We start from the raw sequence: 16,103 nt of genomic DNA on the forward strand, positions 1-16,103 counted from the left end.
GGTGGACCGGGGGACGGGGACGAGGGGAGATGCGGGGAGACGCCGGGAGACGCGGGGAGATGAAGCGGTCGGCCGGGAGGGGAGGGAGCGGGCGCCGGGGCGTCAGACGCGCGGGCCCGCGTACGCGGCGACCCAGTCGCGGTGGGCGACGATCCGCTCCGTGAACTCGTCGATCTGTTCGGCGACGCGTGCGGGTGAGGTCCCGCCGCGGCCGGAGCGCGCCGCGAGCGCTGCCTCCACCGTCAGGACCGAGCGGACCTCGGGTGTGAGGCGCGGGTCGACGGCGGCGAGGTCGTCGTCGCTGAGATCCGGGAGGTCGATGCCGAGGTCCTCGCAGCGCCGCACCACCGAGCCGGTGATCTCGTGCGCGTCCTGGAACGGCACCCCGCGCAGGGCGAGCCAGTCGGCCATCTCGGTGGCCAGGGTGAAACCGGCGGTGGCCTGCGCGCGCATTTCGGCGGTGTTCACCGTGAGCGTGCGCATCAGGCCGGCCATGGCGGGCAGCACGGTCAGCAGGGTGTCGACGCTGTCCATCGCCGCGCGCTTGTCCTCGGCGAGGTCACGGTTGTAGGCGAGCGGAAGTCCCTTGAGCGCGCCCATCAGGCCGGTGAGGTTGCCCAGCAGCCGGCCGGCCTTACCGCGGGCGAGCTCGGCGATGTCCGGGTTCTTCTTCTGCGGCATGATCGACGACCCGGTGGCGAACCGGTCGTCGAGGGCGACCCAGCGGAACTGGCGCGACGCCCACAGGCACACCTCCTCGGCGAGCCGGGAGATGTCGACAGCGAGCATCGAGGCGGCGAAGGCGAACTCGGCGACGTGGTCGCGGGAGGCGACCGCGTCGATCGAGTTGCGGCACACCCGGTCGTAGCCCAACTCCTCGGCCGCGAGCTCCGGTCGCCGGGCTACCGCGGACCCGGCCAGCGCGGCGGCGCCGAGCGGGGACTGTGCCGCGCGCCGGTCCCAGTCCCGGAAGCGATCCGCGTCCCGGTCCAAGGCGTGGGCGTGTGCGAGGAGTTGGTGCCCGAAGGTGATCGGCTGCGCCGGCTGCAGATGGGTGAAGCCCGGTGCGGGTGTGTCCGTGTGCTCGGCGGCCTGCGCGAGGAGCGCCTCGATGAGACCGACGGCGGCGAGGACGACAGCGCGGGACTGGTCGCGCAGATAGAGGCGAAGATCGTTCGCGGCCTGGTCGTTGCGGGAGCGGCCCGCCCTCAGTTTGCCGCCCAGCGGGCCGAGGCGCTGCGTGAGGACGCGCTCCAGGAACGTGTGGACGTCCTCGTCGTCGGGTGACGGGGCGACCGTGCCGGCGCGGTAGTCGGTGTCGAGCTGGTCCATGCCCGTGAGCACCGTGGTGAGTTCGGCTTCGTCGAGGATTCCCGCCCGCAGGAGTTCGCGGGCGTGAGCCCGGGATCCGGCGAGGTCGTACGGGGCCATGTCGAAGTACCCGGGCTCCGAACGGGAGAGTTTGGCCAGCGCCGGATCGGAGGCCTCGCGGAAGCGGCCGCCCCACAGCTTGGTCGTCGTACTCGTCACAGAACACCCTTCGTTTGCGCGTCCGGAGCCGAATTCGGCACCGGACACTCGACACGCGTCTGATCGTCGGACAATGTTGTGGATGTGAGGTCCTGGGAGTCAATACATCGTCCGACATTCGGACGATCGTGCGTTAGATTGCCTGCATGGAACCGATCAACCTCGATCGCTCCAGCGTGGTGGAGCAGGTGGCGTCCGCGCTGAGGGAGCAACTGTTCACCGGGCGCCTGAAGCCCGGTGCCGCGCTGCGTGAAGGGACTCTCGTGGAGAGCCTCAACGTGTCACGGAGTACGGTCCGCGAGGCGATGCAGCTGCTCATCGGCGAGAAGCTGCTCGTCAGGGTGCCCAACAAAGGTGTGCTGGTACGTCAGCTCACCGAGGACGACGTCGAGGACATCTTCCGCGCCCGGCGCATCCTCGAACTCTCCGGCGTCCGCGCGGTCGTCAGCGCGAGCCGGCGGGATCTGACGACTCTGAACACCAGGCTCGAGGAGTACGAGGCCGCCGTCAGGGGCGGTGGGCCGGTCGAGATCGCGCGGACCCACATGCGGTTCCACGTGGCCATCGTCGGACTGCTCGGCAGCCCGCGCCTGACCGAGGTCGCCGGATCCCTGCTGGCCGAACTCCAGCTCGCCATCTCCTCGGTGGACCAGACCAGCGACGACCTGCCCGAGATGCTCCAGGCGCACCGGAAGATCGGCGAGATGATCAGAAAGGCCAAGGTCGACGAGGCGGTCCAGCTCCTCGACCAGCACATCTCCAACGCCAAGGCCTTCGTGCCCGCGTCGCCGGACTGAAGGCCGTACGTCGGATTGCCGCACGTCGGATTGCGGTGCGCCGTGGCCGGGCGCCGCAACAAAGAGGGAAAGGGCAGAGGTCCCGCTCAGCGCATCAGCACGTCGCGTACGGCGATGTTGTGGTGCGCGCGGAGCCGGTGAAGTTCCCACAGGCCGACGGCGGTCACGGAGAGGGGGGCGCCGAGGATGAGCAGCGCCCGCAGCGCGCCGGGCACGCCCGGGTAGGCGCCGGTGAACACGTCGATCGCCGCCATCTCCCACACCAGCGTGATGGCCAGCAGCGGCGGCACGGTCTCGTGGATGTCGGCCGTGCGGAAGACGTGGGTGAGTGCCAGGCCGAGGCCCCAGACGATGAAGGGCAGTACCCACACCAAGGTCAGTACGATCGCGGTGTAGGTGACGACGGTCATCAACGGGGTCGTGGCGAACCGGCCGTTGTAGAAGCCGGTGAGCACGGACGCGGGAAAGACGGCGACCGCGGCGAAGAGAGCGACGATCGCACCGAAGCACCTGCCGGCGCGGCGCAGCAGCTCACGGCGGGCCGTGGGCGAGGCGAGGGCCAGCAGGACGCCGACCGCGACAGGGAAGGTCACGGACAGCATCAGGAAGCTGAGCCACGACTGGTCGGCACGGTCGTTCGCGACGTCACCCACGGAGTGGGCCAGGTTGGTCGACATCGACACCCAGACCACGGCGCCCAGTCCGACCAGGGTGCGGATCTTCTGGATGCGGGCGACGAACGGGTCGTCGATGATGCCGGGGCGCGACGGCTTGAACACGCGCCGCGCGGTGTGGATCGGCCCGATCCTCTGCCGGAGCCTTCGCGTGAGGGTGGGGGCGGGAGCCGGCGGGAAAGGGTGCGGCGGGTAGGGATGCGGAGGGAACGGCTGCGGGGAGGGATGCGGGATCTGCGGCGGCCTGCCCCCGTTGGGCACCGGTGGCGGCGGGGGGTACGGGCCGGGCTGTGGCTGGGGAGCGCCGTGCGGGTCATAAGGCGGTTGCCCGCCCGGGTTCCATGCGTTCATCCGTGATTCCCCCGAGGTGACTGATGGAGCGTGAGCGTCAACAGGATAGGCGGATCTGTGTCCTGGGTCACTCCTGCCCGGCGGCGGCTGGATGACGGGCGATCAGACCGGGGGTGAGCGTCGGGTGTTGATGTCGGCCGGCTCGGCCCCGGCGCGCCATCCCGGCAGGGGATTTCCCTGGGGTCTGCCGGGTGGAGGTCGCCGGGTGAAAGGTGCTCCGGGGTCAGCGCACCGTGAGCGTGCCGTGCATGGTCGGGTGGATGGTGCAGTGGTAGGAGTACGGGCCCGACTTCGACGGCGCGGTGAACGTGGCTGACTTCCCCGGCGCGATGTGGCCGGTGTCGAACGACTTGTCGTCGGCGGTCAGCGTGTGGGCGGTCGTGTCCTGGTTCGTGACGGTGATCTTCGTCCCGGGGGCGGCCTCGGCCTTGGCCGGGTGGAAGGCGAAGTTCTGGATCGTGATCTTCACCCCGGTCCTGCCGCTCGCGGACGCCGCCGGGGAGGAGGCCGAGGTGCGGGGAGCGGCGGAGGGCGACGAGTTCGGGGTGCTGCTCGACGAGTACCCGCCGCCCGAGTCGGAGCAGCCGGTGAGCGAGGGGAGGAGGCACAGGGCGGCGACGACGAGGGCCGCGTGCGTTCGGCGGTGACGGATCTTCATCGGAACTCCGGAGGGGCTGAGGCTTCCTGCCGCGGGCCGGGCGGTGGCGCGTACGCCCGACCCGTTCGGGGCGGTCACAAGGTCACGACGCCTTCGCCGGCGGTTCGGCCGGTTCGGGCGTCGCTATGAGACTTCGGCAGGAGCACGTCCTCGCGCGAGCGGGGCGGCCCGAATGGCCTACGCGCCGTACGGAGACGCCGGTGCGCCCTACTTGTTCGGGTCGCGGAAGCGGCCGAACGCCTTCGTGAGCGCGCCGAGCGGTGAGCCGCCGTCCCTCCCGGCCGGCCCCGGCACGGGCAGCCGCGGCACACCGTTGCCGCCGGTCGCCTCGGCCAGCGCGGCCTGCGCCGCCTCGGCCGCCTGCTGGTACAGGTCACGGGACTTCGTCATGGCGGTCAGCGCGTCGGCGTACTTGGTGACCATGCCCTGGGCGTGGACCAGCTCCTCCTCCGGGGTGAGCAGGTGCCAGCCCCGCCGCAGACGGGCCAGGGCCTGCTCGGCGTCGGCCGGCAGCGGCCTGGGCAGCGCGGCGAACTCCCTGATCCGGTCGAGGAGTTCGGTCGGTTCGGTGCCGTCGAGGAAGACGCTGCGCACCGTGAACCGCTCGGCGTCGTACCCCTGGGTCTGTGGCGTCGTGGGCAGGACGGTGGCGCCGCCGCGCGGCATCCGCACGCTCAGCTCCCGCTTCAGCGCGAAGTCGGCGATCTGCGCCTGCTCGGGCGTGGCCCGGTGCTCGACCACCCGGTGCCGCAGGCTCGGCGGCAGGAACGCCGACACCGGCCGCTGTCCCAGGGCGTCCGGCGTCATCGCCTCGTGCACCACGACGTGGATGAACCAGCTCCTGCGGGTGCAGTCCCGCAGCCGGTGGCGCAGCTCGTCGTCGTCCTTCGGCAGCTGGTTCGTCGCCCGCAGGCGCACGCCCGGCACAGTGTCGTGGTCCCAGGCGACCTGGTCGCTGTCCGGCCAGAACATGGTGGCGGGCGAGGGCCAGTGCGCGTCCCACGCCCGCTCCGCCTCGGCGACCAGTACCCAGATGACGCCCTCACCGTCCTTGCGGCGGGCCTCGGGGTCGTACGTGGTGAGCTGCGCGCGCACCGTGACGTCGTCGGCCACGCGCCAGCGCGCCTCGAAGAGGCGGCGGGCCGAGGGGCCGGGGTCGGCGGACTCGTCCCGCGGGTGCAGGACGGTGGAGCGGGCCGCTTCGACGGGGTCGAGGTCCAGGAAGTCGTCGAGCACCCCGGCCGCCTTGAGGGCGATCAGGTTGCGCCGGACGTCCTGTTCGGGCTCGGGCCCGAGGTGGCGCCCGCGCCCCAGCCACGCGGTGTCGGGGACGATGGTCGAGGAGCTGCTGTTCTTGGCCATGGAATCGTTCTGTGGGTGATCAGGACCCGACCAGTATGGTCCGTGCGCCTGCCGATCGAAACGGTGCCCCGGCGACAAAATTCGCCACGCCGGGACGGGATGCCCGCCCGGGAACGGCGCGGCGGCCGGACACCGCCGGTCCTAGACTCGGGTCATGGCCAGAACCGATCGCGTCAGCCGGGTGATCGCCGCGCCGCCCGCCGCCGTCTACGGAGCGCTCCTCGACCGGGAGTCCGTCGAGGCCTGGCTGCCGCCGGAGGGCATGCGCGGGCGGGTCGAGCGATGGGATCCCCGGCCGGGCGGAGGGTTCCGGATGGTCCTCACGTATCTCGACCCCGCCGGCAGCCCCGGCAAGACCGCGGACGCGACGGACGTCGTCGACATCGGGTTCGCCGACCTGGTGCCGCCGGAGCGTGTCGTGCAGCGGGCCGTGTTCGAGTCCGACGACCCGTCGTACGCGGGCACCATGACGATGACCTGGCAGCTGGCCGCCGCCGGTGACGGGACGGAAGTGACCGTCACCGCCACCGACGTGCCACCCGGCATCGATAAAGAGGCCCATGAGACCGGGATCGCCTCGTCGCTCGCGCATCTCGCGTCGTACGTCGAAACGGCGGCCTGACGCACGTCGGCGTGACCGAAAGACTTCGGTCAGGGCGCGACCGGACGACTCCGGTCAGGGCGCGACCGGCAGCTGACGCTTGTGCTCGGTGAGGCGGTAGCGGCGCACGATCGACTCGAACGCGGGCTCGCTGACCGGCTTGCCCTCCAGGAAGTCGTCGATGTCGTCGTACGTCACACCGAGCGCGTCCTCGTCGGGCTTGCCCGGCTCGAGCGTCTCCAGGTCGGCCGTCGGCGTCTTCCACACCAGCTCGGCCGGGGCGCCCAGCTCGTCGGCGATCGCCCGCACCCGGCGCTTGGTGAGCCCCGTCAGCGGTACGACGTCCGCGGCGCCGTCACCGTACTTCGTGAAGAACCCGGAGACGGCCTCGGCGGCGTGATCCGTGCCCACGACCAGGCCGGCGTGCGCGCCCGCGACCGCGTACTGGGCGATCATGCGCTGCCGTGCCTTGATGTTGCCGTGCACGAAGTCCTCGTGATGGGCGTCACGGAAGACGACGCCACCGGCGAGCGAGGCCGCGAGGGCGGAGTCGCTCGCGCCCTTCACATCGACGCTCAGCACGTGGTCGGCCTTGATGAACGACAGGGCGAGCTGGGCGTCCTTCTCGTCGGCCTGGACGCCGTAGGGCAGGCGCATGGCGTAGAACACCGCGTCGTGCCCGGCGGCGCGGGCGCGCTCCACCGCGAGCTGGCACAGCCGGCCGGCGGTCGTGGAGTCCACGCCGCCACTGATCCCGAGCACGAGGGACCGCAGCCCGGTCGACGTCAGCCGCTCCGTGAGGAAGGCCACCCGGCGCTCGATCTCCAGCCGGGCGTCGAAGGTCTCGGACACCTGGAGATCGCGGGCGATCTCCTCCTGCAGGGCGCGGGACACCGGCTCGCTCAAGGCTGCTCCTCGTGGTCGTCGTGAGGCGGGACGTTTTTCCGGTCCAACTGTATGCGGCGTGCGGCCGGGCCCGGCCGCGGAGGTCCTCCCGGCGCCGGGCGGGACGCGACCGGCAGCTGACCAGGCCCGCGACCCGTCAGCCGACGACCCGGGTCGCGACGGCCCGCGCGCACACCAGGGACTCCGTGTGGGCCGTGTCGACCTCCATGTCGTACGTGATCCCCTCGTGCACCGCTTCCGCCTGCGCCGCGGCCATGCCCCGGACCCGGTCCCCCCGCGCGACCTCACGGCCCGCGGCGATCGCGCTCTCGCACCGGACGCCGACCCACAGCACCCCCAGGTCCCCCAGTGCCTTCCGCCACCGCTGCTGGGAATCCGGTCCGCCCAGGAAGACGTCGTCGACAATGACGCGGGCGCCCGCGCGGGCCATCGCCGCGATGCCCTCCGTCCAGGCCGCCTCGAGCGCCCGGAACTCCGCCCCGACACTCACCCCGCCGTCCGCCGCGATCTCGATCCCCGCGTCCGACGCCTGCATGCTCGCGGGCATCGACGCGACGAAGGAATCGACTCCGAACGCCAGCCACGGATCCGGCAGCACAGCTTGCAGGCACCGTACGATCCCGGACTTCCCCGAGCTGGAACCACCATTGAGAATGATCACCTGAGTCGTCGTCACCGCGCCACACTAGGGGCGCCGGTCACGGTCGCGAAGCGAATTTCCCAGGACCTCAGATCCACCCCCTGCGCGCCGCGATCACGCCCGCCTGGAAGCGGTTCGCCGCGCCCAGTTCCTCGTGGAGACGGCTGATGCGGCGGCGCATCGTCCGGATCGACCAGCCCAACTGGCGTGCTATCGCCTCGTCCTTGAGGCCCGAGACCAGGAGGGTCAGCAGCCGGCGGTCCTCCTCCCCGAGGGGGTCCTCCTCCGTCGTGGTGCCGAGCGGGGTCGCCGTGCGCCAGCACAGTTCCCAGTAGTCGATCAGTCCGTCGAGCAGCGCCGACGGACGGATGACCGCGGCCCGTACCTCGGAGGTGAAGTCCAGGGTCAGCGGCATCAGGGCGAGGCGGCGGTCGGAGATCGCCAGCTTGATACGCAGGCCCGGCAGTACGCGGGCCTGTTCGCCGTGGGCGACCAACTCGCGGATGTCGCCGAGCACTCCGGGCCACTCCAGCGCCTCGGGTGCGTACACGGCGCGGTAGCGGACACCCCGGGTGAGGGCGGTCGCCTCGACCGGGTTGGAGGTCGTGAGCGCGTACGGGGGACGGTCGAGGGTGATCACCTCGTCGCGCGCCTCCTGCTGCAGCTGTACGAACCAGCGGCCCAACGCCTCGCCGCCGGTGATGACTTCGACCTGTTCGGAGTCGCCCTGACGGGCCGCCGTGAACAGCCGTGACAGCTCGCCGGCCGCCGCCCGGACGCTGTCGAGGTCGGCGGTGCGGGAGCGGACCAGGGACTCCAGGGCCGCGCCCGGCTCGATGGCCGCGTACCGGCGGCGGGTTCCGGAAAGGCGTCCGACCAGACCGTTCTCGCGCAGCCGGTCGAGGGCGCGGGCCGCCCGTTCGGTGGAGCAGGACAGGTCGCCGGCCAGTTCGGCGGGTGCGGCGGTGTGCCGGACGAGGATCGCGCGGTAGACGCTCTCGTCGAAGGCTTCGATTCCTGCAGCGGTCAGCTGGGGCATGACCGGATCCTGGCCCGTGTGTGCCAGAGGCAGCAATGGGCCAGGCCAAATCGTTGTCCGGACCACGGGATTGCGCTTTCTTCGTGTGTCATGACCCCTCGAAGAACGCTCACCGCCGGGCTCACGGCCGCCGTCATCGGCGGCCTGCTGTCCGCGGTGCCCCAGTCCGCGAACGCGGACCAGCCCAAGGATCCCGGACAGCGCGTCATCGTCACGCTGTCCGGGGACGCCGCCGCGGCCGGAAGAGGCAGGCTGCGGTCCGCCGACGCGAAGGAGATCGGCGCCGACCGTGCCGTTCTCGCCGCCCGGCAGAGGACGTTCCTCGACGACGCGAAGGACGCCGGACTGCACACTGGCTCCCCGCGCAGGCTGAGCCTGCTGCTCAACTCCGTCGCGGTGACCGTGAAGTCCTCCGAGACCGACGCACTGAAGCGGCTGCCCGGTGTGACCTCCGTGGTCCCCGACGCCAGGATGCACGTCCTCACCGACGACAGCGTGCCGCTGATCAACGCCCCGCAGGTCTGGCAGCGCAAGGACCCCGCAGGCAACGGCGCCGACGGCAAGGGCGTCACCGTCGCCGTCCTCGACAGCGGTGTCGACTACAGCCACCCCGACCTCGGCGGCGCCCTAGGCGAGGGCCACAAGGTCGTCGGCGGCCACGACTTCGTCAACGGCGACGACGACCCGATGGACGACAACGGCCACGGCACCCACGTCGCCGGCATCATCGCGGGCAAAGCCGCCGAGAAGGGCGGCGTCACCGGCGTGGCCCCGGGCGCGAACCTCCTGGCGTACAAGGTCATGGACGACGCCGGGCAGGGCTACACCTCCGACATCGTCGCCGGTATCGAGGCCGCGATCGACCCGGCGAATCCGCACCGCGCCGATGTGATCAACATGAGCCTCGGCGGTTACGGAGACGGTCACGACCCGCTCGGGCTCGCCGCGACGGCCGCTGTCAGGGCGGGAGTTGTCGTGGTCGCCTCGGCCGGCAACGAGGGACCGGGCAGCGGCACCGTCGGCACCCCGGCCGCCGCCGACGGCGTCATCGCGGTCGGCGCCTCGGTCAGCGGGCTGCGCATACCCGGCGCCACCTACAAGGGTGGCGAGAAGATCCAGACGTACCGGGGCGTGCTCTCCGCCAATCCGCCCGTCGCCCCCGTCACCACCGAACTCGTCGACGTCGGCCAGGGCACCCCCGAGGACTGGGACCGCGCCGGTGACGTCAAGGGCAAGGCCGTCCGTATCGACACGCTCGTCGCCGACTCCCAGGAGCACCTGACCGGACGGGATCTGGAGACGGCCCGCGAGGCGGAGCGCCGTGGCGCGCTCGCCGTCGTCGGCGGCTCGGACTCGGGCGGCGGGCCGGTGCTCGCCGCGCAGCCGGACGCGTCGGGACGGCCGGGCGCGACGGGACAGCCGGACGCGGCGGGACGGTCTGGCCGGAAGGCCGACGGCACCGTGCCGCTCGCCCCGCAGACCTCCGTCAAGGAGTCGGGCGACTCCCTGCGCATGGACTCCCTCATCCTCCTGGGCGTCGACTCGACCCAGTACGCTGAGCTCGGCCGACGCCTCGCGGACGGCACGGTCGAGGTGACGATCAGCGGCACCGACGTCACCGACAGCATCGCCTCCTTCTCCTCCCGCGGCCCCGCCCTGGACTGGAACCTCAAACCGGACCTGGTCGCACCGGGCTACGACATCCGCTCCACGATCCCCAAGTCCCTCTACAAGCCCGGCTATTACCGCCTGTCCGGTACGTCGATGGCGGGACCGCACGTCGCGGGCTCCGCGGCCCTGCTGCGCCAGCTGCACCCCGGTGAGACCCCGGCGAACGTCACGTCCGAACTCGTGGGCAGCGCCCGGCAGGTGAAGGACCAGGCGGCCACGACCGCCGGTTCGGGCCGGCTCGACGTGGCCGCCGCGGCGGACCGGGCGGACACCGGCGTCACCACCACGCCGGCCACCCTCTCGTACGGGCTCGCCGACCTCGCCCGGCCCACGGTGGGCGGCAGCAAGAAGCTCACGGTGAGCAACTCGGGTGCCCGGGCCCGCACCGTCCGCCTGAAGGTGAGCGGCGAGGCGGAGGTCAGCCCGCGCACTCTGCGGATCCCGGCGGGCGGCGGCGCCACCGCGACCGTGACCCTGAGGGCGAAGCGCCCCGCGGGCGAGGCCGAGATCAGCGGCGCGGTCACCGTCACACCGGAGGGCGGCGCTCCCCTGCGCGTGCCCTATCTCCTGGTCGTCCGGCAGCTGTTCGTCCAGGCGGGGCCCGACCCGAGCGACGGCACGTCCACCGCGGTGGTGTTCACCCCGGCGCCGCTGGCGAAGCCGCCGGTGCTGACCGTGACCCCGCCGCACGGCAGGCCGTACAAGGTCACCACCGTACGGCGCTCCGGGAACGTCTACCAGGCCGGGATCACCGGCCGGGGCGTCGGCGCGCACCTGGTCTCGGCGAGCGGGGTGACCACCGACGGCAAGACCCTGACCGCCAACCGCGACGGCTTCGAGGTCACTCCCGAGGACAGCCGCGACGCCCGCTGGCAGCCCGTCGGACCCAACTCGGAGAGCGGCGACATCACCACCGCCCAGAGTGATCCGGGGGCCGCCGTCCTCACCCAGTACGGCAAGCTCGGCCCCTGGTCGACCGAGGACAACGGCGCGACCTGGAAGCAGCACACCCGACTGCCCCTCGGCGACGTGGCGGGCCAGGCCTTCACCGTCGTCGACCCGAAGAACGCGAAACGCTGGTGGTACGCCGCGAACAGCGCCTCCGGCATCCCCCGCACCGGCTCGATCCTGCGCACCGAGGACGGCGGCCGTACGTGGCAGACGCTGGACACCCCCGACACACCCGTCTACGACTTCCTGGCCGACGAGGCGGCGAAGACGCTCGTCGCCCGCACCGCCACCGAACTGCTGATCAGCAAGGACGGGGGCGACACCTGGACCCGGGAACCCCTGGGCATCCCCGCCGACCGCGTGTACGGCCTGGCGATCGGCGGTGACAGCCTCTACTTCTCGGCGGGCAAGTCCCTCTGGAAGCGCGACGGCCTCTCCACCGGCACGCTCGGCCTGGCCGTCAAGGTCCGTGACGCGGCGAACGGCGGCGTCTCCGTCACCGTCGTCGCGGACAGCCAGGTCGTGGCGGTCTACGAGATCGGCTCGGGCATCGTCGGCTCCTTCGACGGAGGCAGGACCTGGGCGACCCTGGACAACCACGGCTACGGCGCCAGCGGCATGACCCTCACGGGGGGAGACCTCTACGTCGGCTACGGCGGTGACATCCGCGTCGGCCGCGACCACGGCCGGAACTGGAGCACCATCCCGAACGTCAACCGCGCCTCGACCACGTCCGACTTCGACCGCTGGGCGGACGGCTCACTGACCGTGTCCGCGGACGCGGCCGGTGTGTACCGGGGCACGGCCGACGGCAAGGACTACCGGCGCCTGGGCGTCCAGGGCGGCACCGTCAACTCCCTTGCGGTGAGCGGAGACCAGCTCCTCGCGGCCGGCCGGCAGGGCATCCACCGCTCGAAACTCCCGGTCTCCGGAGCCGAGTGGGGCACCACCCGCGGCGAGGGCATGATCGGCGTCGCGGCCCGCCTGATGCAGACGTCCCCCAAGGACTCCCGGACGGTCTGGCAGGTCCGGTACGACGCGTGGGGCGGGTTCCATCTGAAGCGCAGCGGCGACAGCGGCGCCACGTGGCAGGAGAAGGGCGCGAGCGACGGCACGGTGTTCGCGCTCGCCGTGCACCCCGCCGACCCCGACCGGGTGTACGTCGCGTACGGCAATCTGCGGGGCGTGGGCCTGTTCTCCACGGAGGATGGCGGAGCGCACTGGAAGAACCGGCTCAACGACAGGACGCACTTCACCGCGGTCGCGGGTGATCCCGGGAACCCGGACCGGCTGTGGCTCGGCGCCCCCGACGGGCTCTACCGCTCGGACAACGGCGGCGACGACATCACCAAGGTGGCGGACGGACGGGTGGACACCATCGAGTTCGCCGGTGCGCGAATGGTGACCGGTGGTGACACCATCAAGGTCTCCACGGACGGCGGGAAGACCTTCCGTACGGCGGACACCGGCAAGCTGCCGGTCCGGGTGAGCGATGTGCTCCAGGTGGACGGCACGCTGTACGCGGCGACCACCGGTTACTGGGACAAGGCCCTGCCGCGTGGCGGCCGTGGCGTGCTGCGCTCCACGGACGGCGGCCGGAGCTGGCAGAACATCTCCACCGGGTTGCAGAACCTCGACGCGACCAGCCTCGCCGCCGACGGCGGATGGCTGTACGTGGGCACGGTCGAAGGAGGTGTGCACCGGCTCAAGCTCTGACCGTTCCCTCGAAGGCCGTTCCCCTCGAACCCGCGCCGCACACGACCCTGCCCAGGGCGTGTGCGGCGCACGGGTGTGTGGGCGGAGGGATCAGGGGGTGCCGGTCCCGGTCTGCGCCTCTGCGGGTTCGAAATCGATCTTCTCCCGGACGCCGCAGTCCGGACAGCACCAGTCGTCCGGGACGGCGCTCCAGGGCGTTCCGGCGGGGAAGCCCTCGCGGGGCACGCCGGCCTGTTCGTCGTAGACGAAGTCGCAGACCGGGCAGACGTATCGCGTCATGAGGCCTGCTCCGCCTTTCCGTAACGGGTCAGGATGGCACGGGACTTGGAGGGCTGGATGTTCGCGCGGGTCACGTCGCCGTCGTAGTGCGCCAGGACGCGGTGGTCCATGGTGCGGCGCCACAGCGGCGGGAAGTAGGCCAGGACGATCATGCCGGCGTATCCGGTGGGCAGTTCGGGCGCCTCTTCGAAGTGCCGCAGGGCCTGGTAGCGGCGGGTGGGGTTGGCGTGGTGGTCGCTGTGCCGCTGGAGGTGGTACAGGAACACGTTCGTGGCGACGTTGTCGCTGTTCCAGCTGTGCCGCGGGGCGCAGCGTTCGTAGCGTCCGGTCGCCGTGCGGGCCCGGAGCAGGCCGTAGTGCTCCGTGTAGTTGATGACCTCCAGCAGACAGAACCCGAAGACCGCCTGGACGGCCAGATAGGGCAGGATGCCCGGGCCGAACGCCACCGTGAGCGCCGCGAAGAGCACGACGGACATCGCCCACGCGTTCAGTACGTCGTTGTGCACGGTCCAGGGGCTCCTGCCCCGGCGGTTCAGGCGGGCCTTCTCCAGGTGCAGGGCGTTGCGCAGGCTGCCGACGACGGTGCGCGGCAGGAACCGCCAGAAGCTCTCGCCGAGCCGGGCGCTCGCCGGGTCCTCGGGCGTGGCCACGCGGACGTGATGGCCGCGGTTGTGCTCGATGAAGAAGTGCCCGTAGAAGGTCTGGGCGAGAGCGATCTTGGACATCCAGCGCTCCACGCTCTCCTTCTTGTGGCCCAGTTCGTGGGCGGTGTTGATGCCGATGCCCGCGACGCCGCCGAGGGTGATGGTGAGTCCGAGGCGGTCGGGCAGGCCGAGGCCGCCGTGGGTCAGCAGCCAGCAGCCGGTGACGAGTCCCGCGTACTGGAGGGGGAGGTACAGGAAGATGCACCACCGGTAGTAGCGGTCCTGTTCGAGCCAGGTGAGGGCCTTGTCCGGCGGGTTGGCGGAGTCCTTGCCGAACAGGTGGTCGACGACTGGGAAGATCACGTAGAGGAGGACGATCCCCGTCCACCAGAAGGCTCCCAGTCCGGTGAACGTCACGAGTCCCCAGGAGATGAAGGGGAAGAGAGGGACGACGAGTCCGATGAGCCAGAGGTAGCGCTTGGGGTCGCGCCAGGTGACCTGCCCGCTCTCGGCTCCGGTGGGTGCCGTCATGTGCCAACTCCTTGATGTGGAAGGGCAGTTGAGCGACCGATGGTCCAGTATTTAGACACTTCGGGGGTGGAGTGTCAATGATGTGGACATGAGGGGAGTCGGTAGAGTGAGGACACGATGACAAGATTTCGTGAAAGCGTCCGATCGCTGCTCCGTGAGCAGGTGTTGAACGCCGCCTATGACCTTGTCGCGGCCCGGGGGTGGAGCGGGCTGCGACTGGCGCCCGTGGCCCGGATCGCGGGCATCAGCCGGCAGACCCTCTACAACGAGTTCGGCTCGAAGGAAGCCGTCGGCCGGGCCCTCGTCGAGCGGGAGGCGGAGCGTTTTCTGCTCGGCATCCAGCAGGAACTGGACGCCCATCGCGACGACTTGGAGGCGGCCGCCGCGGCCGGCGTCGGCTTCACCCTGCAGCAGGCCGCGGACAACTCGCTCATCAAGGCCGTACTCACCGCCGCCCGCGGTGGCGACGACCATCTGCTCGCCTACCTGACCACCCGTCCCGAGCCCGTCTTCAACACCGCGACCGCCATGCTCGACGCGTACGCGGCCGACGCCTGGCCCGAGGTCGACGAGGAGTCCCGTCATCTCGCCGTCGAGGTGATCGTCCGGCTCACGGTCAGTCACATCGTGCAGCCCGCGGCCTCTCCAGAGGAGTCGGCACGGCGGATCGCGAAGATCACCGTGCGCACGGCCCAGTACGTCCGCCCCGACCCGGCCCCCGGCGCCGCCGACGATTCCCTGCCCGCCTGAGGTCCGGCGCTCGAGCTGCCGGCGACGGGCATCGCCTCACGGCGTCGGCAGCAGCCGGTCCGCAGTCGCCGTGATCGCCTCCACCGCGTGGACGAGCGCGGGGTGCTCGCGGGCGCCGAGGCGGGTGACGGACATGATGCGCCGGGCCGGGGCGGGCTCCCCGCTGAGCGGGATACGGGCCACCGGGCCCTCCTCGTGCAGCTGCGCGAGGCGCGGCACGAGCATCACGCCGAAGCCGTGGGCGACCAGCGCCGTTCCCGTGGCCCACTCGTCCGCGTAGTGCGCGATGTGCGGGGTGAAACCGGCGCTCATGCAGGACGCGAGCACGAGCCGGTGGTACGTCGTACCCGGGTTGCCCAGGACCCACGGTTCGTGCGCGGCGTCGGCGAGAGTGACCCGCGACCGCCGGGTCAACGGGTGGTCCCGCGGCACGACCAGGTCCAACGGGTCGTCCAGCAGCGGCCGTTGGTCGAAGCGCCCGTCCGTCATGGGCGGCGAGTCCGCCGTCACCACCAGGAGCGCGAGGTCCGCCTCCTCCGACAGCAGCAGGTCGAAACACCGGTCGGGCTCCGCCTCGATGATCCGTACGCCGATGAGCGGGTGGGCGTCACGCAGGGCGGCAGCGGCGGCCGGGAGCAGCCGGCTCGCGGCCGTGGAGAAACCGCAGAGCGTGATCCGGCCGGTGGGCTGGGTGCCGAGCGCGGCCAGTTCGGCGCGGGCCAGCTCCCACTGCTCGTGCAGCCGCTCGGCGTGACGCAGCAGGACGCGGGCCGCGTGCGTCAGGCGTATGCCCCGGCCCTGCTGCACGACCAGTTCGGCACCCACGGCGGCGGACAGCTGACGCAACTGGTAGGAGACGGCGGACGGCGTGTAGTGCAGGGTCTGCGCGGCGGCGGTCACCGTGCCGTGCTCGGCGACCATCTGCAGGATGCGGAGCCGGGGGTCGATCATGCCGACAGTCTGGGCGCTCATGTGCGGCTCCGTTCGGGCTTCCACCGCGCCG

At 71.5% G+C, this 16,103-nt stretch carries 14 protein-coding genes; 4 read left to right on the top strand and 10 right to left on the bottom strand.

Translation table 11 applies throughout. The annotated features are described in order from the left end of the window. Positions 1-102: 102 nt before the first annotated feature. On the bottom strand, positions 103-1,530 hold the full coding sequence (argH, locus tag EOT10_RS06785) for an argininosuccinate lyase (protein WP_127827127.1): 1,428 nt from the start codon (positions 1,528-1,530) through the stop codon (positions 103-105). Between the two features lie 146 nt (positions 1,531-1,676). Between argH and EOT10_RS06790 the strand changes: the two genes are divergently transcribed. Next, positions 1,677-2,327, top strand: a complete 651-nt coding sequence (locus EOT10_RS06790) for a GntR family transcriptional regulator (RefSeq protein WP_127827128.1) — start codon at positions 1,677-1,679, stop codon at positions 2,325-2,327. Positions 2,328-2,413: 86 nt separating this feature from the next. On the opposite strand, the gene EOT10_RS06795 is transcribed toward EOT10_RS06790, so the two are convergent. The 3 genes from EOT10_RS06795 to EOT10_RS06810 form a co-directional block, all read right to left on the bottom strand. Then, entirely contained in the window at positions 2,414-3,106 is a 693-nt protein-coding gene (locus EOT10_RS06795) for a hypothetical protein (RefSeq protein ID WP_223280876.1), read from the bottom strand. Positions 3,107-3,575: 469 nt separating this feature from the next. Continuing rightward, positions 3,576-4,010, bottom strand: coding sequence for a cupredoxin domain-containing protein (locus EOT10_RS06805; protein ID WP_127827129.1), 435 nt, complete (start codon positions 4,008-4,010; stop codon positions 3,576-3,578). Positions 4,011-4,217: 207 nt separating this feature from the next. After that, a complete protein-coding gene (locus tag EOT10_RS06810) occupies positions 4,218-5,372 on the bottom strand; it encodes a hypothetical protein (RefSeq protein WP_127827130.1) in 1,155 nt (384 codons plus the stop codon). A gap of 154 nt (positions 5,373-5,526) precedes the next feature. Here EOT10_RS06810 and EOT10_RS06815 point away from each other — a divergent pair, with 154 nt between their 5' ends. Continuing rightward, positions 5,527-5,994, top strand: a complete 468-nt coding sequence (locus EOT10_RS06815; RefSeq protein ID WP_127827131.1) for an SRPBCC family protein — start codon at positions 5,527-5,529, stop codon at positions 5,992-5,994. Positions 5,995-6,048: 54 nt separating this feature from the next. Here EOT10_RS06815 and nadE read toward each other — a convergent pair whose 3' ends face one another. The 3 genes from nadE to EOT10_RS06830 all read right to left on the bottom strand — a co-directional run bounded on the left by nadE (position 6,049) and on the right by EOT10_RS06830 (position 8,558). After that, positions 6,049-6,879 carry an NAD(+) synthase gene (nadE, locus tag EOT10_RS06820; protein WP_127827132.1) on the bottom strand — a complete coding sequence of 277 codons (831 nt, stop codon included), beginning with the start codon at positions 6,877-6,879 and terminating at the stop codon, positions 6,049-6,051. Positions 6,880-7,015: 136 nt separating this feature from the next. Then, positions 7,016-7,555: a chloramphenicol phosphotransferase CPT gene (gene cpt / locus EOT10_RS06825; RefSeq protein WP_223280841.1), complete on the bottom strand. Its 540-nt coding sequence runs from the start codon at positions 7,553-7,555 to the stop codon at positions 7,016-7,018. Between the two features lie 52 nt (positions 7,556-7,607). Continuing rightward, positions 7,608-8,558 (bottom strand): helix-turn-helix domain-containing protein, encoded by a 951-nt coding sequence (locus EOT10_RS06830; RefSeq protein ID WP_127827133.1) that lies wholly within the window; start codon positions 8,556-8,558, stop codon positions 7,608-7,610. A 90-nt stretch (positions 8,559-8,648) separates the two neighbouring features. Between EOT10_RS06830 and EOT10_RS42565 the strand changes: the two genes are divergently transcribed. Further along, positions 8,649-12,896: a S8 family serine peptidase gene (locus EOT10_RS42565; RefSeq protein WP_127827134.1), complete on the top strand. Its 4,248-nt coding sequence runs from the start codon at positions 8,649-8,651 to the stop codon at positions 12,894-12,896. Between the two features lie 90 nt (positions 12,897-12,986). On the opposite strand, the gene EOT10_RS06840 is transcribed toward EOT10_RS42565, so the two are convergent. Beyond that, complete coding sequence (locus EOT10_RS06840) at positions 12,987-13,175, bottom strand: rubredoxin (RefSeq protein WP_127827135.1); 189 nt, start codon at positions 13,173-13,175, stop codon at positions 12,987-12,989. Further along, on the bottom strand, positions 13,172-14,350 hold the full coding sequence (locus EOT10_RS06845; RefSeq protein WP_127827136.1) for an alkane 1-monooxygenase: 1,179 nt from the start codon (positions 14,348-14,350) through the stop codon (positions 13,172-13,174). Before EOT10_RS06845 ends, EOT10_RS06840 begins: the two co-directional genes overlap by 4 nt. Positions 14,351-14,467: 117 nt before the next feature. On the opposite strand from EOT10_RS06845, the gene EOT10_RS06850 reads away from it, so the two are divergent. After that, positions 14,468-15,100, top strand: coding sequence for a TetR/AcrR family transcriptional regulator (locus EOT10_RS06850; protein ID WP_127827137.1), 633 nt, complete (start codon positions 14,468-14,470; stop codon positions 15,098-15,100). Between the two features lie 36 nt (positions 15,101-15,136). On the opposite strand, the gene EOT10_RS06855 is transcribed toward EOT10_RS06850, so the two are convergent. Continuing rightward, the gene (locus tag EOT10_RS06855) at positions 15,137-16,051 is read right to left on the bottom strand and encodes a LysR family transcriptional regulator (RefSeq protein ID WP_127827353.1); all 915 of its coding nucleotides are present in this window, start codon (positions 16,049-16,051) and stop codon (positions 15,137-15,139) included. Between the last annotated feature and the right edge of the window lie 52 nt (positions 16,052-16,103).

The sequence above is a fragment of the Streptomyces antnestii genome (assembly GCF_004005495.1).
Lineage (GTDB): Bacteria > Actinomycetota > Actinomycetes > Streptomycetales > Streptomycetaceae > Streptomyces > Streptomyces antnestii.